This is a genomic window from Veillonella sp. ZSJB6 (assembly GCF_051549505.1).
Lineage (GTDB): Bacteria > Bacillota > Negativicutes > Veillonellales > Veillonellaceae > Veillonella.
This window is the reverse complement of sequence record NZ_JBPUGE010000007.1, coordinates 53870-80223: the sequence shown is the minus strand read 5'-3', so window position 1 is coordinate 80223 and position 26354 is coordinate 53870. Positions and strand designations below refer to the sequence as shown.

The following is a 26354-nucleotide window of genomic DNA, read 5'->3' as shown; positions in this document are numbered from 1 at the left end:
ATACATTGTTCAAAAAGAATTGGGTAAAGTTCATCATCATGGTGTTCCTATTTACCGTTGTAACCTCACCATTCGTGGTGCTCTTTGGACCGTTTAATAATGTAAAGCGCGCTGTTATTGGTGCCATATTACAATCTCGCCACCCTCATTACATTACATGGCTATTCAGTGAAGATGAATTGCAATCTATTTTGGGGACGGTTGGCGTTGTTAAAAGCCAAGACCTATTCAAGTTTAATGCTCGTGAAGATAAGAGCTTAAACCTTGAAAAAATTCAGTCTGCTCGTTATGTAGGCTATATTCTTGAAATTCCAGACCCTCGTCGTATTGAAGTCGGTACAGCTGCTAATATTCAAGAAAAAGGCGATACTACAAGTAATATTGCGAAGATGAATAATGCGGTAGCTGCTATCAATGGTGGCGGTTTCCACGATCCAAATGGTACTGGCACAGGCCGTTTGCCTTATGGCTTTATTTTGCATGATGGTGAATATGTTATCGGTAAAGATGTAGGACCTGAAGAAGCAGTAGACTTCGTAGGTTTCTCTAAATCTGGTAACCTTATTGCAGGTAACTACGATAAAACACAACTTAGTGATATGAAAGCCATGGAAGGTATTACTTTTGGGCCACCTCTTATCGTAGATGGTAAGAAGATGATTACCGAAGGCGATGGCGGTTGGGGCGTAGGTCCACGTACTGCTATCGGTCAAAAGAAAGATGGTACAGTACTATTCCTCGTAATCGATGGTCGTCAACCAGGTTATTCTCTTGGCGCTACATTACGTGACGTACAAGATATTCTCTATGAAAAAGGTTGCTACATTGCAGCGAATTTAGATGGCGGTTCTAGTTCTACACTATACCTCAATGGTAAAGTAATAAACAAACCAGCCGATTTATTAGGGGAACGCATGATCCCAACGGCGTTTATCGTGAAATAGGAGGACACATGAAACCTTTTACGCGTGTACTGAGCGCCTTTGCGGTAGGTATTCTTCTGCAAGGTGGGGTATACCTATACCTTGATCAATATATGTTTGCACCGACTACAGATTTTAATGTAGCCGGCGCTTCTAAGGATGATACTAAAAACTTCCCTGATATTAAGGAAGGTACTAAGTATGTATCTTATGACCGTCAGTTCATGGCAGTTGTTACTGAAAGCTCTTTGAAAATTTATAAGGCTAATGAAAGCAAGCCTACAACGATTGATTTGAAGGGTCGCTCTATTAGTTACTTTAGTTGGATGCCTGACCGTAATTATGCCATCATGGGTCTATATGACTCTAGAGAGGTTGTTATGGCTCGTCTCAATGCGGATGATCCTGAACATGAAGTAGATACAAAACTTGAAGACTTGCCTCGTAATAGTAAAATCGTAGATGCTGCGTATTCTGAAGCGACGAATGTTGTGTACATGAAGGTAAAAGTTCAAGAAAACGCATATCGTATTTATCGTACTGATGCGAACTATGATACGCGTCGCGTTTATATGCAGGCTACGGATATTGGCCATATTGGCGTATTCTATGATGAAGATAGATTCTTCTATGATAACGTTAAAACTGGTGATATCTTCATGTTTAACGGCATTGAAGGTGGTTGGCGTGTAATTAATCCACCAGGACGTTTCCGTCTAATTGGCGTTGATATGGATAAAACTATCTATATTGCTCGCGTGGATGAAGATAATAATGCCCTAACTGTTTATACAGGTAAATTGGGTGTAGGCTTCAAACCAGTTTATAAATATAATCATCCTACTACATTCAATGAATTGACATTGTCCGATGTAAAAGACATTATCAAGAATGGTAGCGACGAAACTACAAAGGTGACAGAGGATGATACTTCATCTAAATCATCTAGTGATAGTAAAAAGAAATCTTAAGAAAAGGCCTTTATAATGATTCATTATAAAGGCTTTATTCCTATACTCGTTTGTACTATAAGGATATATATGAATATATTATTTGTACGACTCAGCTACATAGGGGATATACTACATGCCACACCTGCTGCGCGCTGGATCAAAGAGCATTACCCAGAGGCAAAGCTACATTGGATTGTAACCCCTAGTATGGTAGAACTTTTACAGGGAAATCCCTATGTAGATGAAATCATTCCTTGGGAGCGGGATGAATACGAAGCACATTCTAAAAAACTACATATTCCAACGATGTGGCGCATGTGGTGGGAACTTAGAGATAAGTTAAAACCATACGAATTTGATGTGGCTGTCGATGTACAAGGGCGACTCATCACAGGGCTCGTTTTATTGGCATCAGGTGCACCCATTCGCCTTGGACTTGGTGGTACAAAAGAGCTGAATTGGATGTTTACTAACTACAAGGCAAAGCCGAGTACAGATCATGTCATTAAGCGCTATATAGAGGTTGCTAAATTACTGAATACAGCCGTTGCAGAGCATAGTGGATTAACTACATCTCCTGCTGTTATCACTGATGATGAAAAACCTTGCATAGTCAACGGTTCTAGTGGTAAACGGCTATACCACATGGATTTTTTTGTGCCCTCTAATTTGCGTGCTTGGGCAGAAAAACAGTGGGAATCAATTAATTATGATACATCCTTAAATCGCGGAGAGGTAGATAAGCCACTGCGCATAGGTCTTGTCCTAGGCACATCTTGGGCGACGAAAGAGTGGCCTCAAGAGAAATGGTATTCTCTCATTAAATCTCTCCAGTATAGAGCCAATTTTGTGTGCTTAGGCGGTCCAAAAGAGGCAATCCAATACAAACCGTTGATGGACTCCATAACGGCTGATGGCCTTGATAAAATTATGCTGAATATGTTGGGGAAAACCACACTTCAAGAGGTAGGGGCTTTAATTAAAAGTTGCGATGTAGTAGTGACTGCTGATACGGGTGCATTGCATATTGCACTAGCTTTAAATAAACCTGTTGTCGCACTTTTTGGACCTACAGATCCTAAGCTGTGGGGACCGTTGACGGGGAACTTTAAGGTTCTTGTTAATGATGAGTTAGATTGCTTAGGATGTCGTAAACGACGTTGCCCTAAGCCTGATCAATATTGTATGTCTGGTATTGAATCGGTACGCGTGAAAAAGGCAATTTTCGAATTAATAGGAGATAAACATGGCAAAGTTTAAAATTCAAAAAGGCTTATCCGATGCGGATATGATGAAAAACTTTAAAGATACTGAAAATTTTGAAGAAACAATGCTTGATAGAGAACGTTCTGCTAAGAAACCTGTAGTACATCAAAGTCCAAAACAAAAGGAAGATGCATTCTATCGTGAATTCCTTACAGAGAAGGTAGAGACTTTAATTGGTAAAATGTTGCTCGATATTAAGATGGAATACTTCAAAGAAGGTGAGGGTGCATTCTCTATCCAAGTTAAACGGGATGGTAAAAATATCGTTCTTGAAACGGCACCAAAAAAGGTAAAACCTGAAAAATAATATAATAATAATTGCTTACTATAAGAACCTACCTATAAAAGGTAGGTTCTTTTGTATATTTATAAATTACAATAATGCAGGTGTATTATCAATAAAAGTGATGAGCTCATAAATATACCGATGATTATCGAAGTACTAGATTTATAAATACCGATATACTTTGAAAGCTGGTCAATAATAACTAAAAATTATTGCGATATAAATTTTGGTTTCTCATTAAAAAGAGAAATTACAAAGAAATTAAATTGATTAAAAATACATGTTAAATCCTAGCTTCTTAGCGCTTTATTGTGATTTCTATCACGAAAAAATCATAATTGAATACATGAAATCATGAGTAAATAGCATAATGTGGTTGTTGACAAAGAATTCTATAAGTAGTCTAATATAAGTATGTCTTAACGATTGCTTGAGTATTTGCTCGTGTGAGCAAGTGCTATAAAAATCGTAAAAAAATAGGTATGAGATAGTTATGTAGTGGATGTATAAAATTACATGCATAAACTATTTCGATTTGGAGGATTAACATGGCTAAAAAATTAAGAATCTGCGAAACCGTTCTTCGCGACGGTCATCAATCTATTTTGGCAACACGCATGCGTTACGAACAAATGGAACCAGTGCTTGGCCTTTTAGATGAAATTGGTTATGAAGCTCTTGAATGTTGGGGCGGCGCTACTTATGACAGCTGTCTTCGTTTCTTGAATGAAGATCCATGGGAACGCCTTCGTAAATTGAAATCCAATTTGAAAAACACTCCACTACAAATGTTACTTCGTGGCCAAAACTTGTTGGGCTACAAACACTACTCTGATGATGTAGTAGAAGCATTCTGTAATGCAGCTGTAAAAAATGGTATTGATCGTATCCGTATCTTCGACGCATTGAATGACCCTCGCAACATGGAAGCTGCTATTAAGTACTCCAAAAAAGCAGGCGCACACGTTCAATCCGCTATGGTATACACAATCTCCCCAGTTCATACAACTGAAAGCTTCTTGAAAGTAGCTGAAACATTGGTAGAAATGGGTACAGATTCCTTATGTATCAAAGATATGTCCGGTTTGTTAGGACCTGCTGATGCATATGATTTGGTTTCCACATTCAAAAAACGTTTTGGTGAATTGCCAATCGACTTGCACAGCCATTTCACTTGCGGTCTTGCAAGCACTACATACTGGGAAGCTGCTAAAGCTGGCGTAGATATCATCGATACTGCTATCTCTCCATTCGCTCATGCAACTAGCCAACCAGCTACTGAAACTATGATCGAAATGTTCAAAGGCACTGAATGGGATCTTGGTCTTGACCTTGATAAATACATTCCATTAGTTGACCACTTCCGTAAAGTAAAACAACAAATCGCTGAAGAATTCAACTTGAAACCAGCTAGTGATGTAATCCCAGCAGTTCGTCGTTACCAAATTCCTGGCGGTATGTTGTCCAATACTCAAAACCAATTGAACGAAATGGGTATGGGCGATCGCTTCTTCGACGTTATGGATGAAATGCCACGCGTACGTGAAGACTTGGGTTACCCTCCATTGGTAACTCCAACATCCCAAATCGTTGGTACAATGGCTATGATGAACGTTATGATGGGCGACCGTTATAAAATGGTTCCTAACGAAGTTAAAGACCTTGTACGCGGTAAATACGGTGCGTTGCCTGGTAAAATTTCTGACGAAATCCGTCACACTATTATCGGTGATGAAGAACCTATCACTTGCCGTCCAGCAGATCTTATCGAACCTGAATTGGAAGGTTACCGTCAAGATTTAGCTTCCAAAGGCTACAATGGTATCACTGACGAAGACGTATTGACTTACGCTATGTTCCCAGAAGTTGCTATTAACTTCTTCGATGCAAATCGTCGTTAATCCAAATATTAAAAGAGGATTCCTATGGAATCCTCTTTTTTTATGTATAATAAGGCAATTGAATTATATATGAGTAGAGAAATATTTTGATACTAATAATATAAGGTAACAGAATTTATTTTTACAGATATAGCATTTTTATATTTAGAGATTTTATAAAAAATATAGAGAATATTGAATAAGACGATATAGATGCTTATCTTTGATGTCCTAAAAATTACTTATAATATGTTGGTATAAGTTACCCGGATGCGTGTAACTTATATTAAAAACTTAAGAATGGTAGATAATAAAAGGCATACTGACCATATGTAATAACTGCCAATTATAAACTAACAATGAAGAAAATATGAAAGTTAAATCACTTTTTTGAGCTTTTCACTTGCTTTAAGTATTAAAAATAGCGTAAACTATAAGAAGTATCTAATATTTATGATATTGAGGTAACCCTGTGAATTTACAAATACGGATTTGGATATCCAATGTTGTGCTCTTTGTAGTGCCTATTTTGATAGCAATTATCTTATTTTTGCTATACTTTACAGGTCTGCGCATATTGGCTAATGCCGGTTACTATTTGCGTATTGAGCAGGAACAACAGTTTAAAAGTGTCAGTCGAATCACTGAAACAATTACCTTTTATGGTTTAGAAAACAACTTAATAGATAGCTTAGTAAAGCCTAGCTATAGCTTACTCGATCCGAAGGAAGTATATGTAGAAGTACTAGATCAAGGTAATATGGTGTACACCTATGGTAATCCTCAAATCTATAGTGCCTCTGCTATTGTTGGCCTTATTGATGTAAACCCTGAACTACAAGGTATCGTATATCAGTCCAATAATACTTTCGTATATGAAATGAGGAAATACGATGGGCGTCATGCTTACGTATATCATATTGCTATAAAGCGAGCTACTCATGGTAGTGATAGCTTAATGGAATCAGTTTCCTTCTATATTATTGTAGTGGCTATATTACTCTTTATTGTTACCTTCTTTGCTATTAACCGATTTGTTACACGATTCATCATGATTCATGTTAAGAATATGACAAAATCGTTAGAAATGGCCAATCGTCAGATTGAAATGGAACAGGAACAACAAAAAGAGTTGTTAGCAGGGATATCCCATGATATCCGAACGCCGTTAACAGCTATTAAAGCCTATGCAGAAGGTGTTCGCGATGGTATTGCACCAACAGAAGAGCAACAAAAACGCTATATGGGAATCATTTTGAAACGGGCTAATGATTTAGATTCTATGTTAGAGGAATTGTTCCTTATTACAACATTGAATTATAAGAAAGAGTCACGTCCATCTGAACGAATTGAACTCGGTCAATATGTACGTGATTTTGTTGAAGATCATTTGGCTCCTTATCAAACAAGAGGACTTGAAATCAAATTCCGTATAGCAGCTGAAAGTGCTTTTATTAATGCAAACCCACAATTGTTACAACGTGTTTTACAAAATGTGTTGAACAACAGTGCTAAGTATAAAATGGCCGATATTGGTCATTGTGTGATTGATGTAACTAGTGATGATGATTATGTATACTGTGTTATCAGTGATGATGGCCCAGGGGTACCACCAGAATCTCTAGAGCGTCTAATGCGCCCGTTCTACCGCGTAGATTCGTCTCGTACGAACCCGCAGGAAGGTAGTGGTCTTGGATTGTCGATTATTCGTCGAATTATGGAAATCTTTGAAGGCCGAGTTGTGATTGAAAATGTAAGACCACATGGTCTACGTGTTATATTAGAATTTCCTAAACAAGGAGAAGAATCATGAGTGAACATATCTTAATTATTGAAGACGATTTGGATATCGCCAATATTGAGCGTGATTATTTAATGGTGGCAGGTTATGATGTTACGATTATGACTAATGGTACCGAGGGTATTGAGGCTGCTTTAAATACTCCTGTAGACCTTATCATCCTTGATGTTATGTTGCCAGAAATGGACGGTTTTGAAGTTTGTCGCCAAATTCGTGACAAGGTTCGCGTCCCAATTGTTATGGTAACAGCTCGTCTTGATGATATTGATAAAATCCGTGGCCTAGGTGTAGGCGCTGATGATTACATTGAAAAACCATTTTCTCCATCTGTATTGATTGCAAAAATCAAAGCTATGTTAGCGCAATATAAACGCTTAACAGAGCGTGATGCTATGGAAACTAATGCTATTCAATCCGGTGAAATTCGTCTTGATCCTAAGATGATGAAAGTTTGGGTAAACGAAAAAGAAGTTCACCTTAAAAAGAAAGAGTTCCAATTATTAGAATTTTTAATGCGTAATCGTGATATCGTATTTAGTAAAGAAGAGTTGTACTCTCGTGTATGGGGGCTTGACTCTTACGGTGATTATGCAACTGTAGCGGTTCATATCAATCGTTTACGTGAAGAAATTGAAGATAACCCATCCGATAGTAAACATATCATTACAGTGTGGGGCGTAGGTTATAAATTTGTTTGATAACTGAAATATGTTTTCACTTTGCACTCACGTTTTTGTTGGCTGTTGATAAAATATGAGTTTATAGAGAGTTATTATATAGATATAATCAAAGATTTAAAAATAGTTTATATACTTCCTTTGATAGTTTAGATATTCCATGTATACTTATTTAGGTAAGGCTGACGTTTGATTCTAGATAAGAAACAACTAAACTTCTCTCTCTTAATAAGTTCTCTCTCAACTTATCTAGATCACATATACTCTCTCAACAGTCCTTACACTCTCAAACTATATGCATAAAGGGCATTTGCTAGCGACGGCTAGTGAATGCCCTTTATGTTTTATATGATAGCTTTATATAGAGCTTTTTGTTCGTGTCATTTCTCTAACATTGAATTGTTCTTGAAAGATCGCTAGATACATATTATTTATAGAAATTAGATTTTTATTATAGATGTAATAAATTGTTATGTTGCATTGTAAAGTATTGCGTACTATAATAGGTTCATCAAAATCAATTTTATAAAATTGATTTTCATTAAATCATTAAGAAATGATATGAGGAGAAATGTATGAATTTTTCAAAATATAAGAAATCAATTATAGCCTGTGTGCTAGCCCTTGGTATTGGTGTAGGCGGTGGCTACTATTTCTTTGGTAGTCCTGTGACACATCAAACAACTGTGCGAGAACAAACAAAACAAAATAAACCGATTACAGATACACGTAATACGTATGTGGTACAAGCGGCTAAAGAATCTGGTCCAGCTGTAGTAGGTATTACTACACAAGTTTTCCAAAAAGATATTTTTAACCGTACCATTTATGCTGGAGAGGGTGTAGGCTCTGGTGTATTGATTGATAATGATGGACATATCGTAACAAATAATCACGTTGTAGCTGGTGCGAAAAATGGAGAGGTTACAGTATCTTTATCTAATGGATCTACCGTAACAGGTACAGTTATCGGTACAGATGCTCAAACAGACTTAGCTGTTGTTAAAATCGATCCACCAAAGGATATTCAACCTATAAAAATTGGCGACTCTGATTCCTTGCAAGTAGGGGAACCGGCTATCGCCATTGGCAATCCTTTAGGCTTAGAGTTTAAAGGATCTGTTACATCTGGTGTAATTAGTGCATTAGCACGTACTATCGATGATCAAGGTCAACGTTTCCCATTGATTCAAACAGACGCAGCTATTAATCCAGGTAACTCTGGTGGTGCCCTCCTCAATGCAGATGGCGAATTGATTGGTATTAATAGCTCTAAGATATCTAAAGAAGGCGTTGAAGGTATGGGATTTGCCATTCCTATTAACTCCGCTATGACAGTGGTAGATTCTATTATTAAAAATGGTAAAGTTGTACGTCCTTATATTGGTGTATGGGCTGTAGACCGTCAAACAGCAGCGCGTAACAATGTAAGTTATGAAGGCGAAGGCCTTCTCATTGTTCAACTTGATGCGAATGGTCCTGCAGCAAAGGCAGGTTTAGTAGAAGGCGATACAATTGCTCAAGTTGATGGCAAGGATATTAGCACATTATTAGAATTAAAAGAGCAAATTGACGCTAAGAGCCCTGGCGACACAGTTTTAGTATCCTATACTCACAATGGCAAAATGAAAAGCACACAGCTTAAATTAGGACAAGCATCTTCCAATTAAATACAGGCTATTTAAGATGCGTGAAGTCTCTTTATCCTGAATAGAAAATCCTCATCCTTTGGATGAGGATTTTTTTTTGAGATGATATTTGGGATGCATTTCAATATAAATAACTTGAAATTAGTATAATTTTGAAAATATTTTTATCTCTATAAACCTAGAGTTTATCTATCTTTATTAGGTATAAAATAACAAAAATTGGTTTTGTGAAATATATTTTTAACAAGGTACCTTGCAATACGAGGTACCTTGTGTTATTATGTATTTGTCAGTACATGATAGTGACCGTAAGAGAGCTTTCACATTGGCAGGCAAGCACAGCCTAAAAGGGAGGAACTATGCAAGTTCAATTAAAAAAAGGTGTTATGGATATGTTAGTGCTAGCATTACTAACACAAACTGATCGATATGGGTATGAAATTGTAAGCACCATTTCGGAATATATTGAGATTTCTGAAGGAACGATATATCCATTATTTAATAGATTGAAAAAAGAAAAGTATGTTGAAACATATTTAAAAGAGTCCTCTACAGGACCGTCTCGGAAATATTATCACATCACAGAAGATGGACGTGCCGCATATAACAAGATGCGCCAAGAATGGGATGAATTTTCTGGTGTAATCAACATCCTGTTGAAAGGAGTAGACTATAATGAACAAAAATAGCTTTTTAGAAGCACTACGCAATATATTTAAGAAGGCTCGTGTTGCTGATGTAGAAAGTATTATCGAGGTTTATGAAGAACATTTCGCTGTAGGTTATGAAAGAGGACTTACAGATAGCGAAATTATTAAATCTTTGGGAACTCCAGAGGAAATCTATGCGTCCTATGTAGATGCAGGTATTATTACAGATACATTAGGCCAAGATGGTGGTGAAAGTAAATCTGTTAATATGCAAGCAATCTATGCAAGATTTGATGATTATAAAGAACGTTTATTACCACAATTGCCAGGTATGGCGAGAAGTGCTTCCAAAACATTACTTTCTATTGGCAGCGCGCTATCCTATATTGTAGGTGTTCTTACTTTTATTATTACACCAGCTATCTTATTCTTGTTAGGTAGCTCATGGCAACCGTTTGAGAATGTAACGGCATTTCCTGCGTTGTCAGTAATAACTTTAGTTGCACTTGGTGGTGTAGGTCTCTTTGGGGGCCTTACATGTATCTTTATTGGTATTGAACTTCGTGGTGTACGCGAACGTTATTTCAGCAATGTAGATTAAGGAGGAGCTATGAGACGAATTATAATTGCTGCTATTCTAACTGTAATCAGTGCTGTAGGGGTAGGTACATCATTTGCAGTAAATGATCTACCAAATTTTGGTGAATGGATGAAAACCAATGAACAACAGTTTAGAAAACCACATAGACATGATGGTTCTAATATGCATATGGACCAACATATGATGGATGGAAATAATCAAATGATGCCTCAAAATGGTCTGGGGCCAAATAATGGTCAACATATGTACCAAAATTGTCAAAACCAAATGATGGATGGTATGGGTCCAAATAATGGTCAAATGCCTCCGCAAGGCCAAATGCCTCCGCAAGGTCAAATGCCTATGCAAGGTCAACCACCTCAACAAACTAATGGTAATGCGCCACAACAACAAACTGAACAAGGTGCACCACAAACTACACAAAACTAACCATATTTTATGAGCCCCTTACTCTCATAAAATGATAGAGAACGTGGCCGTGAAAGTGCATTCATGGCCACCATAGAGCCACACACTCTATGTGATACATTCGTATCAGAATCTCTCTCTTACACACAATAACTACACACAAACAAAAAGAGCTCCTTCGTGAAGGAGCTCTTTTTGTATCTGGTGATGAACGTTGATTGTATTTGATAGACTGGGAATATATTTATTAACTAATACTTTTATTAACTTAAATATTAAAAGAAAAGACCTATGCATATGCATAGGTCTTTAGTCATTTTATTTGATATGTTTAGAACCGCGTTCTGTCATAGCTACGCCGTCTTTGCAAAGAGGGCATTCTTCAGGTTTGTATGTAGGAACTTCAAGGTTAAGCAATGCTTGTACTTTTTCGTGAGGTACGCCAAATTCTGCTTTGCCACCAGAACGGTTAACGAGAAGGCCTACACCTACGATTTCACCACCAGATTGGTTTACAACATTTACTACTTCTTGTACAGAACCACCAGTAGTTACGATGTCTTCAACGATAAGTACGCGTGTACCTGGTTCGATTTTGAAGCCGCGGCGCAATGTCATAACACCTTTTTCACGTTCTGTGAAGATAGCGCGTGTACCAAGAGCTTTACCTACTTCGTGAGCTAGTAAGATACCACCAGTCATAGGTCCGATAACGAGTTCTACATTTTGATCGCGGAAGCGTTCAGCCAATTCTTTACAAAGTTTTTCGGTATATTTTGGGTGTTGCAATACATTGAATTTTTCAACGTACATTGGGCTGTGGAGTCCAGATGTCAAAAGGAAGTGACCTTCTAAAATAGCTTGAGTGTCGATAAGTAATTGTTTTACTTCTTGTTCTGTCATCATTTGGATACATTCTCCATTTCTTCAATAATTAAACGAACTGCTTCACGAGGATTTTCAGCCTGTGTAATAGGGCGGCCAATAACGAGACGAGACGCGCCATCTTGTAATGCACTAGCAGGTGTAGCAATACGTTTTTGGTCGTCTGTTGCTGCAAAGGATGGGCGAATACCAGGTGTTACGATGAGGAAATCATCACCACATGCTTCGCGAATCATCTTAGCTTCTAATGCGGAACATACAACGCCATCCATGCCACATTCTTTAGCAAGCTTTGCTAGACGAATAACTTGGTCAGAAATAGGCAATTGACCACCAGTTGCAGTCCAAGCTTCATCATCAAAGCTAGTTAATACAGTGATTGCCAATAATTTTGTACGTTCAACGCCCAATTGTTCAGCTGTTTCTCGAGCAGCTTTTACAGCGGCTTTCATCATAACTGGACCGCCTTGACCATGCATAGTGATCAAGTTAGCACCTAAACGTGTTAGGGAAGATACGCCATGTGCTACTGTATTAGGAATATCATGCAATTTCAAATCAAGAAATACTTGTTTGTTTTGCTCTTGTAAATAGCGAACTGTTTGCTCTCCTTCGGCGTAGAATAGCTCCATGCCGACCTTGTAAAAGCTAACCGCATCACCAAGGGCTGTTACGGTTTCTTTCATCGCATCCATAGTGGATACATCAAGGGCAACGATTAATCTGTCATCTGCCATCTTGCAACCTCCATACTACATATATATCTAAATAATTTTCACATACAGAGGGCCTATCTGTCAATTAAATTTGATGTGAAAGAGGTGACTAATAGTCACCGTTGAATAGTAGATTATAGAGTGTTTCATGCTATAATAAATGGAGAAAATGAATACAATTCTTATATATAAATTTTGAAACCTATAGATTTGAAAGGAGTCCTATGTTAGATTTTGTTGCATTAGACTTTGAAACAGCTAATAAATTTAAAAATAGTGCGTGCTCCTTGGCGGTTATTACCGTAAAGGATGGACAGATTACAAAAAAGGCGTACAGCCTTATCAAACCACCGTTTATGAGTTTTGATGATGAATGCATTGAAATTCATGGTATTCAACCAAAGGATGTTATCCATGAGAAAACCTTTGATCAATTGTGGAATGCTATCTACGAAAATCATTTAAAAGGCAATATCATGGTAGCTCACAACGCAAAATTCGATATGAATGTATTGCGTGCTACACTGGATTACTACAAAATTCCTTGGCCAGAGCTAGATTATGCATGTACTGTAAAACTTTCACGTGCGGTATGGCCAGATTTAGTAAACCATAAGCTAAACACAATGGCTGCATACATCGGGGTTGAGTTTAAACATCACTACGCATTGGATGATGCAGAAACATGTGCTAAGGTTGTATTAGAGGCGGCTAAGGCTAAGGGCGTTAACAGCTTGCCAGATTTGTTGAAGGCTACAGGTGTACCACTAGAACCATTTATTGATGACAAAAATCGCGCTGTTCAAGAGGCTTTACATAAAGAACCTGAGCCAGAGCAAATGTCGTTCTTTTAGTAAGGAGAGACACTATGTTAGGTAAAGAATTATTATCTTATGTGGATCACACACTATTACGTCCTACAGCTACATGGGATGATATTAAAGAAATTTGTGACGCCGGCGTAGCCTATAAGACGGCATCAGTTTGTATTCCCCCAGATTTTGTGGCTTCTGCCCATGAAGCATATCCAGAGCTCAATGTATGCACTGTTATTGGTTTTCCTTTAGGCTATGAAACAACAGAGGTAAAGGTAGCTGAAACAAAACAAGCCCTTGCAGAAGGGGCCTCTGAAATTGATATGGTTATTAACCTAGGCAATGTAAAACAAGGTGATTTTGATGCTGTTACTGATGAAATTAAATCCCTTAAAGCAGCCTGCGGAGATAAAATCTTAAAGGTTATCATCGAAACCTGTTATCTAACTAACGCTGAAAAGATAGCTCTATGTAAATGTGTTACAGACGGTGGTGCTGATTATATTAAGACATCTACAGGTTTTGGTAGTAGTGGAGCTAGTATTGAAGATATTCAACTCTTTAAGAAACACATCGGTCCTAATGTAAAAATTAAGGCTGCCGGTGGTATTCGTTCTATTTCTGACATGAAAGCATATATTGCAGAAGGTTGCAGCCGTATCGGCGCCAGTGCAGCAGTAGAACTACTTAAAGATCATTTAGACGAAGAAGTATAATAGAAAACCACCTAGGCAATGCTTAGGTGGTTTCTTAGAATGGCGGTATAACCATGCGCATGTATGATATTATTCTAAAAAAACGGTCTAATTTACCCTTAACAGATGAGGAAATTCGTTTTGTCATCTCTGGCTATGTAAATGGGGACATCCCCGACTATCAAGTGAGTGCCTTATTGATGACCATTGTATTTAATGGGATGAATGCTCGTGAACTAGGCACATTGACCATGGCAATGGCCCAGTCAGGGCATATGGTAGATTTATCCAATATTGATGGGATAACAGTAGATAAGCATAGTACCGGTGGTGTAGGGGATAAGACAACTCTTATCATAGGACCTTTGGTAGCTACTTGTGGCGGCAAGGTGGCGAAAATGTCAGGCCGTGGACTTGGTCATACAGGTGGCACTATCGACAAGATGGAGTCCATACCAAATCTAAAGGTATCATTGGACCAAGAGGCATTTATTAATCAAGTCAATACAATAGGTCTTGCCGTTATCGGACAATCTGAAGGGCTGGCACCTGCAGACAAGAAGCTATATGCTTTGCGTGATGTAACAGGCACCGTCGATAGTATCCCTCTAATTGCATCCTCTGTAATGAGTAAAAAATTAGCCTCTGGGGCACAAGCCATTTTGCTGGATGTAAAGGTTGGTAGTGGCGCCTTTATGAAAACCATAGACGATGCTCGCGCATTGGCGAAAGCTATGGTAGATATTGGAACGGAAAATGGTCGCTCTGTTAAGGCTGTTTTAACCGATATGGACCGACCGCTAGGTCACGCCATTGGTAATGCTTTGGAAATTCGTGAGGTTATTGACACCTTGAAAGGTCATGGCCCAGAGGATTTAACTCATGAATGTCTTATCATGGCAGCCCATATGCTTGTGTTGAGCCAAATTTGTGATTATGAAACGGCTCTTAGTCGCGTACAAGAGGCCCTTAATTCGGGAGCCGCTCTTGAACGATTGCGCATGATGATCGATGCTCAAGGTGGAGATAGTCGTGTTCTTGATGATGAAAGTTTACTAGCCATCGGGAAATTCACTTATGATGTTACAGCGCCTCAAGACGGTTATATTACACACATGAATACAGAACAATGTGGTATTGCATCTGTTATGCTCGGGGCTGGTCGTACCGTTAAGGATGGTCCTATCGATTACAGTGCAGGCATAGTAATGCACAAGAAAACAGGTGATGATGTTAGGGCGGGTGAAAGCATAGCTACCTTATATGCTTCTCATGAAAGTTTGCTCCTAAATGCGGCTAAAACATATTTAGAGGCAATTACCTTTGGCAAAACTGCACCAATTGTAGTGGATACGATTCTTGATATGGTGGAATGAGGATATCCATATGATAGAAAAGGAAACTGATATGACGGAACAGGAAATTCAAAAGCTTATTGATCGTGCCATAGTAGCGCGTGAGAAAACCTATAGCCCGTATTCTCATTTTGGAGTGGGTGCAGCCCTTCTGTGTGAGGATGGGACAATCTATGAAGGTTGCAATATAGAAAATGCATCTTATGGTTTAACTAACTGTGCAGAACGAACTGCTATATTTAAAGCCGTATCAGAAGGTCGTACAAAATTTAAGGCCCTCGCCGTAGTTGCTGATACGAAAGGGCCTTGTGCACCATGTGGTGCCTGTCGCCAAGTAATTTCTGAATTTGACATACCACAGATTATCTTGGCTAATCTAAAAGGAAATTATAAAGTTGTTAGTCTTGATGAGTTATTACCATTTAGATTTGGTGCGGACAGCTTATAGTAAAAAAGAGACCACGGATGTGGTCTCTTTTTTGTTATACCTTAGAATGCAGGAACAACTGCACCTTTGTATTTTTCTTCAATGAATTTTTTGATTTCAGGGCTATGAAGAGCTTCCATCAATTTTTTGATGCGAGGATCGCTTTCATTGCCTTTAAGTACAGTTACGATATTTACGTAAGGGGAATCTTTAGATTCGATTGCCAATGCATCTTTACTAGGGTTAAGACCTGCATTTAATGCATAGTTTGTGTTGATAGCTGCTAAAGCTACATCGTCAAGAGAACGAGGTATTTGAGCTGCTTCTAATTCAACAAATTGGTAACCATTAGGGTTGGAAGTGATATCTTGAATTGTAGACAAGATATTGCTGGAGTCTTTCAATGTGATAAGACCTTCTTTTTGCAATAACAATAATGCACGACCACCGTTTGTAGGGTCGTTAGGGATAGCGATTTTAGCGCCTTTAGGAAGATCTTTTAAATCTTTAATTTGATGGGAGTATAAGCCCATTGGCTCAAGGTGAACACCACCAGCGGATACTAGTGGAAGGTTGTGAGCTTTTGCGAATTCATCCATGTAAGGTACATGTTGGAAGAAGTTTGCATCGATTTCTTTATCACCCAAAGCAATGTTTGGTGTGTTGTAATCAGTGAATTCAGTGATTTGTAAATCAATACCATCTTTTGCCAAGACAGGTTTAACTTGTTCCAAAATTTCTGCGTGAGGTACTGCTGTAGCACCGATTTTTAATACTTGTTTGCCGTTGTTAGCAGCTTGTTTGTTATTGTCATTACCGCAACCAGCGATCAATAAAGCACCGCCAAGGATTACAGTAGCTGCTAATGCTAAAAATTTTCTCATTAGACACACTCCTTTTACAATCATTTCATATAAAATATTATATTTATAGTACTAAATTATTTCCTATCTATCAAGAAGGAATTGTTACGAGTTCTCCATAGTTTAAAGTTATACCAAAAAGAGATTTCCAAACTAGTATCTATAAATAGTTGATAGTGTTTGGAAATCTCTCTTTATTTTATGTAATTGTATTTAATGTATGTACGTATTGGTAAACACTTATTTGCTAATAATTGAATCTATGGTTCAACCTTATTTACCTATGATAAGTCCAATGGACCACATGATTTGGTAAATCATTGCAGCCCCTGCAGTTGTACCCATAGCTTTGTCGAGTAGGAACTCATCTGTTTTAGTACTTAAGGTATGTACTGTTTTGAAAGCTAGTGGTGCTGCGGAAAAGGCGAAGAGGGAGAACCATGTCATGTGACCTACAATGATCCATGCAAGGATCCAAATGAAATTGAATAGGTAGGTGATGCTCATTAAACTGAGGGCGCGTTCACGACCCAATACGATTGGTAATGTACGACGACCATGGTTTTCATCATTTCTAATATCACGAATGTTATTAGTAAGCATAATGGAGCCTACTAGCAATGTAGATGGAATAGCAGGAATTAATAATGCTGAAGATAAGTCACGTGTCCAGGCATAACCTGTAATGAGTACGATAGCAAACCCCATAGCGATACCAGAGGAAATTTCCCCAAATGGTGTGCGAGAAATTGGTTTTGGCCCACCAGAGTAGAGAAAACTGATGAGAATGCAAAGAAAACCAGCTGGAATATAGTACCAAGTGATAGTTGCCGATAGGTAAAGACCGATGATAATAGGTACCACCATGAGTACCTTAATCATGGTAACGATGAGTTCTGGCGTAATGGCACCACGCGTAATAGAACCAGCATTGCCGACCTTTTGTCCTGCATCGAGACCAGATTTGAAATCTTTATATTCATTCCATAAATTAGCTACAATTTGAGCTGTTACAACAGCTAAGAATATTAAAACTGTATGGAAAATGGCAAGACCTGTACCTTGTGCAGCACCAAATGCGTAATAGCTAAAGGCAGCACCTAAAATAGTAGGCCCTAAAGAGGCCGCTAATGTACGAGGCCTAGTGAGTGGAATTATTTCTTGTATCATAATAAAAGCACACCAAGTGTGCACTCCTTTCTATTTCTCATACTCTATGTTTACATATCTATTTAAGTATTGTATAGCAGAACTCATAGGTTGTAAATTACACTATACAGTTATACATCTCTATATAGTATAATAATTAGTATATGCAGTATAGATTATCTTTTTGAAATCTTTATGGATGCAATATGGATTATGAATATAATCTGTATACGAATGTATTGTTAAATCGTGAGGTGTCTTATGAGAGCTCTCAACAAAAAAATGATGACATTGACTTGTGCGACGTGCTTGACTGTTGGCATGGGTGCAGTGGCATATGCTGATACAGTAGATTTAGGCTATGGTTTATATGGCAGTACGTCTCCTACGGTGAAAGCTGTAGAAGTCATGCGCGTTCCTACGGATGCAAAGCTACGTAATAATGAGCAAAGCCAAATAATTTCAGTGGCAAATAAAGCGGCTGTTGATGCTGTTAATACTAGTTTAAAATTACAAGCACCGGTACAGGTTGAACCTTTCAAGGGCGATGTGTTAGATGGATTTTCCGTCTATCAATTACAAGGGACGGATAAACAAGGTCACCATGTAGGTCAGTTAGTCGTTGTAGACTATTCTAAAAATGCCATAGATCAAGTAATTGGTATGAATAAAACTATTTTAGAAAAGGATCCAGATGCAGAAAAAACTGCAATAAAAAGTTCTATCTCTAAATATGTAGATTCCTACTCTAAAGAGAAGGCTCAACAACAATTACAAGGTTTGAAGGGCAATACTATTGAAGGTGCTAAATTAGCGAAAGATTTGAAGATACTAAATGACAAGTTACCTGCTCACATTATGGGGGTAGTTGATAAAATGCTTGCTACAGAAAAGAATTTATCTCCTAAAAGTAAAGAAGAGCTCCGTTCTTATGTAGATTTTATGGCAAAACAAGTGAGCCTAGATGCAACTCATGTAGGATATAAACCTGTTCAAACACGTTATGGTACGGCTGTAACAGGCGATTTGCGTGGTGGCCTTAGCTATGATGGTTTTAGAAATTCTTATGCTTTGATTGGTTATGCCGTTCCTACAGATAAAGGTGTATCCTTACAGATTTTATCATCTGATGATTCTAGCTATGATTATTGGGCTAATGAGTTGAATCATATGTATCAAACACAATCTCTCAAGGGAGGTAAATAATATGAAATCTTTGAAAGTATTGGCTTGTGCAGCCTGTTTATTAGGTACTGTATCTGGCGTAGGTTTCGCTAAGGATGTGCAAACCATTGCAGGTTCTATGGTAGTGCCTAACAATGTAAATGTTGTTTCTGCATCTAAAACAAATACACGTGATTTTGTAGAAAAACAATTGAATGAGAATCCTTCAAAATCTTCAATGGCAAATATGATGGCAAAAGAGCTTCTTCAAAACTTTGGCACTACTTTTGACGTATACCAATTAAAAGGTGCTGACAAAACAGGTCAAAAGGATGCGTTAGTAGTAGCTGTAGATGTTAAACAAATAGCGCAAAAAGTAGCTAAAGATAAGGCTAATGACCCTATGTTTGTAGCGGCTATGGCAGCTCTTGATAAAGGCCAAATTGATCCTGTTACAGAACAACTTATGCTAGGTGCCATTAATAAGCAAATTCCCACAACTACAACTGTAGTACCTTTAAATGATCCGAAACGCTATGCTAATCTTAAGACTCGGTCAGGTGAACTGCTTATAAAACCTAGAACGCTTACCGTAGAAAATGCGGAACAAGTACATCCTGTGGCAGGCACTAAATATCAAACTTATGCAGCAAGTTCTCGCTTGTTATATGCGGATGGAAATGTACAAACTCCGCTTTATGCAAATGCTGCATTTGTGTTGAAGCCAGGTAAACCGGTACTATACGTAGGTGTAACAACTGATGTACAACGGGATTATTTCAAAACGATATTTGACAATGCCTTCAAATCTATTAAATAATTTGTTATAGATATGCTTTCACGAAGTATGTCATTTATAAGGTAATTACTAATGTGAGTATGGCGGCATTAGAATGATTTATATTATTTTCAATTATATTTTAAAGGAGAATTATTATGAACACAATTCACACAGACAAAGCTCCAGCAGCAGTAGGTCCTTACTCTCAAGCTAAAGTAGTAGGCGGTTTATTATTCGCTTCTGGTCAAATTCCACTCGATCCTGCAACTGGTTCCATTGTTGCAAGCGGTATCGTAGAGCAAACTGAACAAGTATGCAAAAACATTGATGCTGTATTGGCTGCAGCAGGTTCTGACTTCTCTGAAGTTATTAAAACTACTTGTTTCTTGGCTGATATCGCTGACTTCAAAGCATTTAATGAAGTGTATGCTAAATATTTCACTTCTAAACCAGCTCGTTCTTGCGTAGCAGTAAAAGACCTTCCATTGGGTGCTTTGGTAGAAGTGGAAATTATTGCGGAAGTATAAGATGGATTATATTTCCTTATTAAAATCAGAGATGCGTCCTGCCTTCGGGTGCACTGAGCCGATTGCATTGGCTTATGCGGCTGCGAAGGCAGTCTCTGTTTTAGATGAGTTTCCTAACCATATTCACGCACGATGCAGCGCGAATATTATTAAAAATGTAAAATCCGTAGTAATTCCTAACTCTGGTGGGCGAAAGGGCCTTCAAGCGGCTGCTACCCTTGGTGCCATCGTAGGTCATCCTGAGCGTGAGCTAGAGGTACTAGAATCTGCTACAGATGAAGATCGTAAATGGCTTGGCACATTGTTGAATGCTAACTTCTGTACGGTCTCACTTGCTGAAGGTGTAGATAATCTTTATATCGAAATCACTGCTGAAACAGATGAACATACAGCGGTGGTTCGCATTGAAAATGACCATACGAATGTAACCTATGTTGCTGTAGATGGTGAGATTGTGTCTGAAACAATCAATGAAATTAAGAAGGTTGCAAAAACAGAATATGCAATGACCTTTGATAGCATTTACGAATTTTCTAAAACGGCAGATATTTCTGGCGTCATACCTCAAATCAAACAGCAAGTAGAATACAATACAGCTATTTCTCGAGAAGGTTTGTCTAATGATTATGGCTCCAATATTGGCCAGCTCTTGTTGTTGGATGAAGAAAACCCGTCTCTAGAAACGAAATGTAAGGCTCGTGCAGCAGCTGGATCCGATGCACGCATGAGTGGGTGTCCATTGCCTGTTGTAATTTGCTCTGGCTCTGGTAACCAAGGCTTAACAGTATCGGTACCTATCATTACAACTGCTGAGGAACTTGGTAAAAGTGATGATGAACTGTACCGTGCACTCGTCTTTGCCAACTTGTTAACACTGTACGTTAAATCTGGCATTGGTAAATTGTCCGCCTACTGCGGTGTTGTATCTGCTGGTGTTGTAAGTGTAGCAGGCATAGCCTTCTTGAAAGGTGATAGCAAGGATATCATTGAGAATACCTTAGTAAATGGTCTTGCCAGCTTATCCGGCATCGTTTGCGACGGAGCAAAACCATCCTGTGCAGGTAAAATTGCTATCTCCCTTGATGGTGCCTTTATGGGATATAAACAAGCTCGCCTTAATAAGAACTACCAAAAAGGCGATGGCCTTGTAGCATACACCGTTGATGATACCATCCGCAGTATCGGTACTGTGGCTCGAGGTATGAAAGAAACGGATGTAGTTATCTTGAATGAAATGCTAAAACACTAATTTAGCTAAAAATATAAGCCCCCGTAAGGGGGCTTTTTTACTGTAATTTTTTAGGATCCTTTAATAGTAATGATGCCCCAAGGCCCATTACGAGGAATGGCACGAGTGTCATCATAGCAACAGGTAGGGAGTAGGTATCTGCTAGGTTACCTACGACAGGAGCGATGACGCCACCGATAGTCTGACTCACGCCGAGGGTGATACCCGATGCAAAGCCGATACTTTTGGCTAGATATGTTTGACCTAGTACGATAACTGGGCTGTAGCTAATTGCTTTAGCAGCACCAATCATGAGTAGTAGTAAGTAGGCTATAGGCATCATGATGAGTGGTGAGAAGGTTGGAACCTCTGTTAATAGGAACATAGCAGGTAACCAAACTAATAGGGATAGTCTGATAATCTTGATAGGACCATATTTATCGCCCAATAGACCGCCAATATAGGTCATGAAGATGCCGATACTAAAGAATACAGTCAAGGCAAAGCTACCTTGTTCAGGGCTTGTACCGAGCTCGCGAGTCCAGAAAATTGGAATAAACGCATTGATAACGCGGAAGTTTACTGATTGGCTCAAGATAATAATGAATAAGATGCCAAAGTATTTCCAGTAGTTCTTCAGCGGTTTTGCCGCCACTGTTGGATTTTCAGTAGCTACCGCTTGGTCGATAGTACGTGCATGAGCTACGATGCGAGGCATTAGTACGAATAATATAGTAGATATAATAGTACCTACTACGGTGAAAGCCGCTAAGCCATGTGGACCCACTGTATAAGCAATGGCACCTGCAAAGAGTGGACCAAAGGCGAAGCCCGAGCTACCGCCGATAGCAAAGGTGCCCATGGCCTTCCCTTTCTTGCCTCCACCGAGACGGTTCATAATCTTTGCGCCTTCAGGATGGAAGATGGAAGAGCCAACGCCCGCTAATGTGGCACAAACGAGGAGGCTTTCATAAGAGGTAACAAAGCCCATCATACCTGTACTACATGCAGACAATAAAACGCCGAAGGCAATGAGCCGCGGTTGATTGATCTTGTCTGAAATATAGCCTAGTAAAGGCTGTAATAATGATGATAATGCTGTATTAGCTAAGATGAGAAAACCTGCTTGCTCTAAGCTCAGTCCATAGGTATAAATGAACAGAGGTAAGAGGGCAGGCAATACACTTTGACAGGAATCGTTAATCATATGACTCACTGTAATGAGATAAGGGTAATATTTTTTCATAGTAGTGTCCCCTTGAGTCTATTTAATAGCAGTAATTATATCTTGTGTATATTATAACTCATAAAGTTACTAAAGTATTGATAAATATAGATACAAAAAAAGCGCTAACCATAGTTAGCGCTTTATATAGTTTAGTTGGCAGAGGAGGAGGGATTTGAACCCCCGCGCCGGTTGCCCGACCTACCGCATTTCGAGTGCGGACCCTTCAGCCTCTTGGGTACTCCTCCGTGCTTTACGGCGCTCTTTAAAGAAGTCTTTCATAATTTGGCTGCATTCATCACCAAGCACACCAGATGCTAGTTTTGGTTCATGATTTAAACCAGGATGAGAGAGCACATTGAATAGCGATTCCACGGCGCCTCCTTTGTAATCACTTGCACCATATACAACACGGTCAATACGACTGTTAATAATGGCTCCAGCGCACATCGGACACGGCTCTATCGTAACATACAGGGTACAACCAGTCAACCGCCAGCGCTTGAGAACATCGCATGCTTCGCGGATTACGAGGACCTCTGCATGGGCCGTTGCATCATGATCGAGTTCACGACGATTATGGTGGCGCGAAACAATGGTATTATCTTTTACGAGAATGGCACCGATAGGGATTTCTCCAAGTTCATAAGCTTTGCGAGCTTCTTCCATGGCAATGGCCATAAAATATTCGTCCCGTGTGCGTTCATCCATATTTTCAATGTCTGTAGGTGTAATGTCTTTTGTCATTGGCATACCTCTTCATGTATAATATCTTACATAAAGTCTATCATAGTGTACGCAGTTATGCGAATAGATTATTTGGGGGAATTATGGACATTATTTGGTATATATTTGATATGATTGGCACCATTGCCTTTGCTGTATCCGGTGCACTCGTTGGAGTAGCTCGGAAGATGGATATATTTGGTATGACTGTCCTTGCATTGGCTACTGCTATTGGTGGTGGTATTGTACGGGACGTGTTGCTCGGCTATTTTCCGCCGAATTCATTGCGAAATGTAGTGTATGTTACCGTTGTTTTAGTGGTAACTGTTATCGTGTTCTTGATTTATAACAGCCGATATCGCAAGCATGCGATGGGGCCTCGTAGTCGAGCTAGTTACTTGTTGGCCGATGCGTTAGGATTAGCATCATTTACCGTAACAGGTGCTTCTGCAGGTTTTAAACTCTATCCAGAGTTGCCTATCTTTATTGTGTTGCTCGGTACAATCACTGCTGTTGGTGGCGGTATTATCCGCGATATGTTGGCGCAACGCATCCCATCTGTTTTGAAAGAGGATGTATATGCTTTGCCTAGTATTATTGGTGGCATCGTTTATTATCTTATGGTCACATCGAGTTGGGACAGTATGGCCGTATATGGTGCTTTCACAGTAGTACTCGTTATCCGTCTGCTAGCCATCAAGTACAATTGGAGTCTGCCTAAGGTAGGGAAAACCAAGCCGGTTGCGAAATAATAGTCAAATGATATAATTATACTATTGAGCATATGAACATTTCATAAAAGTGTCAGAAAAAGAGAGTATTATGAAACAGTTAATTTCGCGAGTCGGGAGTACTCGCTACACAGAAGGAGATTTGATTTATGACGAATAAATGGTTGAAAGTAGCACTTATGGCTGCAGCTATCGCTACTGGTACATCTATTAAAATTGATGCGGAAACCGTGTTGTATGTACCTCAAGATGATCGCCCTGTAAGCTTACAATATACTGTAGATACAGCTCGCGAAGCAGGTATGACTATATTGACACCACCTCAGAACTTGATTTCTGGTAAGAATTACCAAGGTCAAGCAGATCAAATCATGGCTTGGGTTGAACAAAATGCAGGTCGTGCTGATGTGATGGTATTGAGTACAGATACGCTTATTTATGGTGGTCTTGTAGACTCTCGTAAACATAATATTCCACTTTCCACATTGGAAAGCCGTTTAAAACGTATTGAATCCTTAAAAGCTCGTAATAAAAACGTGCGTATTTATGGTTTTGGCACTGTAATGCGTTCTCCACGTGCTAGTGGTGGCGGCACTGAACCAGCTTATTATGCGGAATATGGGCCTACTATCTTCCAAATTGCAGCATTGCAAGATAAATTAGACTCTGGCTCCTTAACACAAGAGGAAACTCAAAAATTGATGAGCTTACAAGCCTCTGTTCCTGTAGAATATCTACAAGACTGGTTTGACCGCCGTCAAAAAAATATGAAAATCAACAAAGAGTTGATTGACGAAACTCGTAGCGGTGTATTCGATTACTTTGCATTGGGCCATGATGATACATCTCAATTGTCCCAATCTGCATTAGAAGGTCGTTACTTAAGTAAATACTCTAAGGATATTCCTGTTGAGAAATACGGTAGCTTCCCTGGTGCCGACCAACTTGGGCTCTTGTTGATGGCTCGTTCTCGTACCGATGAAAGTACAGAAAAACCTACATTCTCTGTAATTTACCCACTTGGTGGTGGCGGTAAAACATTGCCAGGTTACGAAGACCAAACGATTGATAAAACAATTGCTCAACACGTTGAGGCCGTAGGTGGCACAATGGTGACACAAGGTAAACCAACTGTGTTGTTAGCAGTAAATACACCACTTACTACAAGCACTGGTGAATCTGAAAGCTTCGAGAACTTCCCAATGATTTCTAATTCTACAAATGCTTTCGTAGATCGAATTCAACAAGCTGTTGATTCTGGTGTAAATGTAAGCGTTGCTGATATTGCTTATAACAATGGTGCGGACAATACATTAGTATCTGCTATGTACAAACGCGATATGTTATACAAAATCGGTGCGTACAATGGTTGGAATACCGCAAGTAATACGGTAGGCTACGCCATTGCGCAAGGGGTATTGCTCAAAACTATGAGCCCAGAAGGTCACCGCAAGATGTTGACTCAACAATATTTGGATAACTGGGCGTACCAAGCAAATATCCGCAAAGATATTTACCGTATGCAAGACTCTATTCGCACAGATAATGTACGTTATTCTGGCGAGTTGAATGAACGTCTTGAAAGCTACTTAGGTGAACGTATCCAAGACTTCGCTGAAAAATACCTTAAAGTCGACCCTCGTACAGTAAAGGCTACATTCCCTTGGGGCCGTCTATTCGAAACAGATATTACAATCTACGATAAACCTGTAGTACCTCTTGAAAAAGAATTGCGCTTGAAACGTGAAGCAGAAGCGAAAGCTAAAGCTGAGGCAGAAGCTAAGGCTAAGGCAGAAGCAGCAGCTAAGGCTAATGGTCAAGCTGCACCAGCACAACCTGCTCAACCAGTAAAGACAACAGCTGTTCAAATTACATCATCTGTAATTCCAGTAGTTAAACAACCGGCTACAACATCTCAAGGTCCACGCCTTGTGCCAACACCTGCAGTTGTACCTGGTCAATAGTGAATAGGG

General features: G+C 39.1%; 27 protein-coding genes and 1 tRNA gene. 21 read left to right on the top strand and 7 right to left on the bottom strand.

Annotated elements, in window-relative coordinates; genetic code table 11:
* Positions 1-5: 5 nt before the first annotated feature.
* The 11 genes from ACSV5T_RS08460 (at position 6) to ACSV5T_RS08410 (ending at position 11115) form a co-directional block, all read left to right on the top strand.
* On the top strand, positions 6-944 hold the full coding sequence (locus ACSV5T_RS08460; RefSeq protein WP_438320782.1) for a phosphodiester glycosidase family protein: 939 nt from the start codon (positions 6-8) through the stop codon (positions 942-944).
* An 8-nt stretch (positions 945-952) separates the two neighbouring features.
* Positions 953-1894 carry a hypothetical protein gene (locus tag ACSV5T_RS08455; RefSeq protein ID WP_119206480.1) on the top strand — a complete coding sequence of 314 codons (942 nt, stop codon included), beginning with the start codon at positions 953-955 and terminating at the stop codon, positions 1892-1894.
* 69 nt (positions 1895-1963) lie between these two features.
* Positions 1964-3136, top strand: coding sequence for a glycosyltransferase family 9 protein (locus tag ACSV5T_RS08450; protein WP_298631512.1), 1173 nt, complete (start codon positions 1964-1966; stop codon positions 3134-3136).
* Entirely contained in the window at positions 3123-3449 is a 327-nt protein-coding gene (locus ACSV5T_RS08445) for a hypothetical protein (RefSeq protein ID WP_119206481.1), read from the top strand. The genes ACSV5T_RS08450 and ACSV5T_RS08445 overlap by 14 nt, the downstream gene beginning before the upstream one ends.
* A gap of 527 nt (positions 3450-3976) precedes the next feature.
* On the top strand, positions 3977-5329 hold the full coding sequence (locus ACSV5T_RS08440; RefSeq protein ID WP_119206482.1) for a pyruvate carboxylase subunit B: 1353 nt from the start codon (positions 3977-3979) through the stop codon (positions 5327-5329).
* 451 nt (positions 5330-5780) lie between these two features.
* Positions 5781-7121 (top strand): sensor histidine kinase, encoded by a 1341-nt coding sequence (locus tag ACSV5T_RS08435; protein WP_295793555.1) that lies wholly within the window; start codon positions 5781-5783, stop codon positions 7119-7121.
* The gene (locus ACSV5T_RS08430; protein ID WP_005387927.1) at positions 7118-7807 is read left to right on the top strand and encodes a response regulator transcription factor; all 690 of its coding nucleotides are present in this window, start codon (positions 7118-7120) and stop codon (positions 7805-7807) included. Before ACSV5T_RS08435 ends, ACSV5T_RS08430 begins: the two co-directional genes overlap by 4 nt.
* Before the next feature lie 554 nt (positions 7808-8361).
* Positions 8362-9456 carry a S1C family serine protease gene (locus ACSV5T_RS08425; protein WP_438320780.1) on the top strand — a complete coding sequence of 365 codons (1095 nt, stop codon included), beginning with the start codon at positions 8362-8364 and terminating at the stop codon, positions 9454-9456.
* A gap of 338 nt (positions 9457-9794) precedes the next feature.
* Positions 9795-10124, top strand: coding sequence for a PadR family transcriptional regulator (locus ACSV5T_RS08420; RefSeq protein WP_314982404.1), 330 nt, complete (start codon positions 9795-9797; stop codon positions 10122-10124).
* Positions 10111-10686: a DUF1700 domain-containing protein gene (locus tag ACSV5T_RS08415; protein WP_438320779.1), complete on the top strand. Its 576-nt coding sequence runs from the start codon at positions 10111-10113 to the stop codon at positions 10684-10686. The genes ACSV5T_RS08420 and ACSV5T_RS08415 overlap by 14 nt, the downstream gene beginning before the upstream one ends.
* Positions 10687-10695: 9 nt before the next feature.
* The gene (locus ACSV5T_RS08410) at positions 10696-11115 is read left to right on the top strand and encodes a transcriptional regulator (RefSeq protein WP_295783779.1); all 420 of its coding nucleotides are present in this window, start codon (positions 10696-10698) and stop codon (positions 11113-11115) included.
* Positions 11116-11412: 297 nt separating this feature from the next.
* Here the strand turns inward: ACSV5T_RS08410 and pyrE are convergent, their stop codons facing one another.
* Both pyrE and pyrF read right to left on the bottom strand, forming a co-directional pair.
* A complete protein-coding gene (gene pyrE / locus ACSV5T_RS08405; RefSeq protein WP_008602774.1) occupies positions 11413-12000 on the bottom strand; it encodes an orotate phosphoribosyltransferase in 588 nt (195 codons plus the stop codon).
* Positions 11997-12716, bottom strand: a complete 720-nt coding sequence (gene pyrF, locus ACSV5T_RS08400) for an orotidine-5'-phosphate decarboxylase (RefSeq protein WP_287512102.1) — start codon at positions 12714-12716, stop codon at positions 11997-11999. Before pyrF ends, pyrE begins: the two co-directional genes overlap by 4 nt.
* Before the next feature lie 203 nt (positions 12717-12919).
* On the opposite strand from pyrF, the gene ACSV5T_RS08395 reads away from it, so the two are divergent.
* The 4 genes from ACSV5T_RS08395 to ACSV5T_RS08380 are packed head-to-tail and all read left to right on the top strand — an operon-like array spanning position 12920 to position 16008.
* A complete protein-coding gene (locus ACSV5T_RS08395) occupies positions 12920-13549 on the top strand; it encodes a 3'-5' exonuclease (protein WP_438320778.1) in 630 nt (209 codons plus the stop codon).
* A 14-nt stretch (positions 13550-13563) separates the two neighbouring features.
* On the top strand, positions 13564-14226 hold the full coding sequence (gene deoC / locus ACSV5T_RS08390; RefSeq protein WP_438320777.1) for a deoxyribose-phosphate aldolase: 663 nt from the start codon (positions 13564-13566) through the stop codon (positions 14224-14226).
* Between the two features lie 53 nt (positions 14227-14279).
* Entirely contained in the window at positions 14280-15581 is a 1302-nt protein-coding gene (locus ACSV5T_RS08385; protein ID WP_438320776.1) for a pyrimidine-nucleoside phosphorylase, read from the top strand.
* A gap of 10 nt (positions 15582-15591) precedes the next feature.
* Positions 15592-16008 (top strand): cytidine deaminase, encoded by a 417-nt coding sequence (locus ACSV5T_RS08380; RefSeq protein ID WP_438320774.1) that lies wholly within the window; start codon positions 15592-15594, stop codon positions 16006-16008.
* Between the two features lie 41 nt (positions 16009-16049).
* Here ACSV5T_RS08380 and ACSV5T_RS08375 read toward each other — a convergent pair whose 3' ends face one another.
* Positions 16050-16871 carry a MetQ/NlpA family ABC transporter substrate-binding protein gene (locus ACSV5T_RS08375; RefSeq protein WP_156719647.1) on the bottom strand — a complete coding sequence of 274 codons (822 nt, stop codon included), beginning with the start codon at positions 16869-16871 and terminating at the stop codon, positions 16050-16052.
* Between the two features lie 252 nt (positions 16872-17123).
* Positions 17124-18020, bottom strand: a complete 897-nt coding sequence (gene menA, locus ACSV5T_RS08370; RefSeq protein WP_438320773.1) for a 1,4-dihydroxy-2-naphthoate octaprenyltransferase — start codon at positions 18018-18020, stop codon at positions 17124-17126.
* A gap of 240 nt (positions 18021-18260) precedes the next feature.
* Here menA and ACSV5T_RS08365 point away from each other — a divergent pair, with 240 nt between their 5' ends.
* The 4 genes from ACSV5T_RS08365 to ACSV5T_RS08350 all read left to right on the top strand — a co-directional run bounded on the left by ACSV5T_RS08365 (position 18261) and on the right by ACSV5T_RS08350 (position 21720).
* Positions 18261-19205, top strand: coding sequence for a hypothetical protein (locus tag ACSV5T_RS08365; RefSeq protein WP_438320772.1), 945 nt, complete (start codon positions 18261-18263; stop codon positions 19203-19205).
* 1 nt (position 19206) lies between these two features.
* Entirely contained in the window at positions 19207-19983 is a 777-nt protein-coding gene (locus tag ACSV5T_RS08360) for a hypothetical protein (protein ID WP_119208447.1), read from the top strand.
* A gap of 116 nt (positions 19984-20099) precedes the next feature.
* Positions 20100-20471, top strand: coding sequence for a RidA family protein (locus ACSV5T_RS08355; protein ID WP_105085321.1), 372 nt, complete (start codon positions 20100-20102; stop codon positions 20469-20471).
* 1 nt (position 20472) lies between these two features.
* Entirely contained in the window at positions 20473-21720 is a 1248-nt protein-coding gene (locus tag ACSV5T_RS08350; protein WP_438320771.1) for a serine dehydratase subunit alpha family protein, read from the top strand.
* Between the two features lie 37 nt (positions 21721-21757).
* Here ACSV5T_RS08350 and ACSV5T_RS08345 read toward each other — a convergent pair whose 3' ends face one another.
* The 3 genes from ACSV5T_RS08345 to tadA all read right to left on the bottom strand — a co-directional run bounded on the left by ACSV5T_RS08345 (position 21758) and on the right by tadA (position 23671).
* Positions 21758-22945 carry an MFS transporter gene (locus ACSV5T_RS08345; RefSeq protein WP_060924120.1) on the bottom strand — a complete coding sequence of 396 codons (1188 nt, stop codon included), beginning with the start codon at positions 22943-22945 and terminating at the stop codon, positions 21758-21760.
* Positions 22946-23081: 136 nt separating this feature from the next.
* Positions 23082-23172, bottom strand: a tRNA-Ser gene (locus tag ACSV5T_RS08340).
* On the bottom strand, positions 23126-23671 hold the full coding sequence (tadA, locus tag ACSV5T_RS08335) for a tRNA adenosine(34) deaminase TadA (protein WP_438320791.1): 546 nt from the start codon (positions 23669-23671) through the stop codon (positions 23126-23128). Before tadA ends, ACSV5T_RS08340 begins: the two co-directional genes overlap by 47 nt.
* A gap of 83 nt (positions 23672-23754) precedes the next feature.
* On the opposite strand from tadA, the gene ACSV5T_RS08330 reads away from it, so the two are divergent.
* Positions 23755-24402 (top strand): trimeric intracellular cation channel family protein, encoded by a 648-nt coding sequence (locus ACSV5T_RS08330; protein ID WP_105085324.1) that lies wholly within the window; start codon positions 23755-23757, stop codon positions 24400-24402.
* Between the two features lie 128 nt (positions 24403-24530).
* The gene (locus tag ACSV5T_RS08325) at positions 24531-26345 is read left to right on the top strand and encodes a DUF4127 family protein (RefSeq protein ID WP_438320769.1); all 1815 of its coding nucleotides are present in this window, start codon (positions 24531-24533) and stop codon (positions 26343-26345) included.
* The last annotated feature ends 9 nt before the right edge of the window (positions 26346-26354 follow it).

Excerpts from the sequence above, each read along its gene's own strand:
- ACSV5T_RS08455 (WP_119206480.1), top strand. The coding sequence starts at position 953 with ATGAAACCTTTTACGCGTGTACTGAGCGCCTTTGCGGTAGGTATTCTT.
- ACSV5T_RS08450 (WP_298631512.1), top strand. The coding sequence starts at position 1,964 with ATGAATATATTATTTGTACGACTCAGCTACATAGGGGATATACTACAT.
- ACSV5T_RS08445 (WP_119206481.1), top strand. The coding sequence starts at position 3,123 with ATGGCAAAGTTTAAAATTCAAAAAGGCTTATCCGATGCGGATATGATG.
- ACSV5T_RS08440 (WP_119206482.1), top strand. The coding sequence starts at position 3,977 with ATGGCTAAAAAATTAAGAATCTGCGAAACCGTTCTTCGCGACGGTCAT.
- ACSV5T_RS08430 (WP_005387927.1), top strand. The coding sequence starts at position 7,118 with ATGAGTGAACATATCTTAATTATTGAAGACGATTTGGATATCGCCAAT.
- ACSV5T_RS08425 (WP_438320780.1), top strand. The coding sequence starts at position 8,362 with ATGAATTTTTCAAAATATAAGAAATCAATTATAGCCTGTGTGCTAGCC.
- ACSV5T_RS08420 (WP_314982404.1), top strand. The coding sequence starts at position 9,795 with ATGCAAGTTCAATTAAAAAAAGGTGTTATGGATATGTTAGTGCTAGCA.
- ACSV5T_RS08415 (WP_438320779.1), top strand. The coding sequence starts at position 10,111 with ATGAACAAAAATAGCTTTTTAGAAGCACTACGCAATATATTTAAGAAG.
- ACSV5T_RS08410 (WP_295783779.1), top strand. The coding sequence starts at position 10,696 with ATGAGACGAATTATAATTGCTGCTATTCTAACTGTAATCAGTGCTGTA.
- pyrE (WP_008602774.1), bottom strand. The coding sequence starts at position 12,000 with ATGATGACAGAACAAGAAGTAAAACAATTACTTATCGACACTCAAGCT.
- pyrF (WP_287512102.1), bottom strand. The coding sequence starts at position 12,716 with ATGGCAGATGACAGATTAATCGTTGCCCTTGATGTATCCACTATGGAT.
- ACSV5T_RS08395 (WP_438320778.1), top strand. The coding sequence starts at position 12,920 with ATGTTAGATTTTGTTGCATTAGACTTTGAAACAGCTAATAAATTTAAA.
- deoC (WP_438320777.1), top strand. The coding sequence starts at position 13,564 with ATGTTAGGTAAAGAATTATTATCTTATGTGGATCACACACTATTACGT.
- ACSV5T_RS08385 (WP_438320776.1), top strand. The coding sequence starts at position 14,280 with ATGCGCATGTATGATATTATTCTAAAAAAACGGTCTAATTTACCCTTA.
- ACSV5T_RS08380 (WP_438320774.1), top strand. The coding sequence starts at position 15,592 with ATGATAGAAAAGGAAACTGATATGACGGAACAGGAAATTCAAAAGCTT.
- ACSV5T_RS08375 (WP_156719647.1), bottom strand. The coding sequence starts at position 16,871 with ATGAGAAAATTTTTAGCATTAGCAGCTACTGTAATCCTTGGCGGTGCT.
- menA (WP_438320773.1), bottom strand. The coding sequence starts at position 18,020 with ATGATACAAGAAATAATTCCACTCACTAGGCCTCGTACATTAGCGGCC.
- ACSV5T_RS08365 (WP_438320772.1), top strand. The coding sequence starts at position 18,261 with ATGAGAGCTCTCAACAAAAAAATGATGACATTGACTTGTGCGACGTGC.
- ACSV5T_RS08360 (WP_119208447.1), top strand. The coding sequence starts at position 19,207 with ATGAAATCTTTGAAAGTATTGGCTTGTGCAGCCTGTTTATTAGGTACT.
- ACSV5T_RS08355 (WP_105085321.1), top strand. The coding sequence starts at position 20,100 with ATGAACACAATTCACACAGACAAAGCTCCAGCAGCAGTAGGTCCTTAC.
- ACSV5T_RS08350 (WP_438320771.1), top strand. The coding sequence starts at position 20,473 with ATGGATTATATTTCCTTATTAAAATCAGAGATGCGTCCTGCCTTCGGG.
- ACSV5T_RS08345 (WP_060924120.1), bottom strand. The coding sequence starts at position 22,945 with ATGAAAAAATATTACCCTTATCTCATTACAGTGAGTCATATGATTAAC.
- tadA (WP_438320791.1), bottom strand. The coding sequence starts at position 23,671 with ATGACAAAAGACATTACACCTACAGACATTGAAAATATGGATGAACGC.
- ACSV5T_RS08330 (WP_105085324.1), top strand. The coding sequence starts at position 23,755 with ATGGACATTATTTGGTATATATTTGATATGATTGGCACCATTGCCTTT.
- ACSV5T_RS08325 (WP_438320769.1), top strand. The coding sequence starts at position 24,531 with ATGACGAATAAATGGTTGAAAGTAGCACTTATGGCTGCAGCTATCGCT.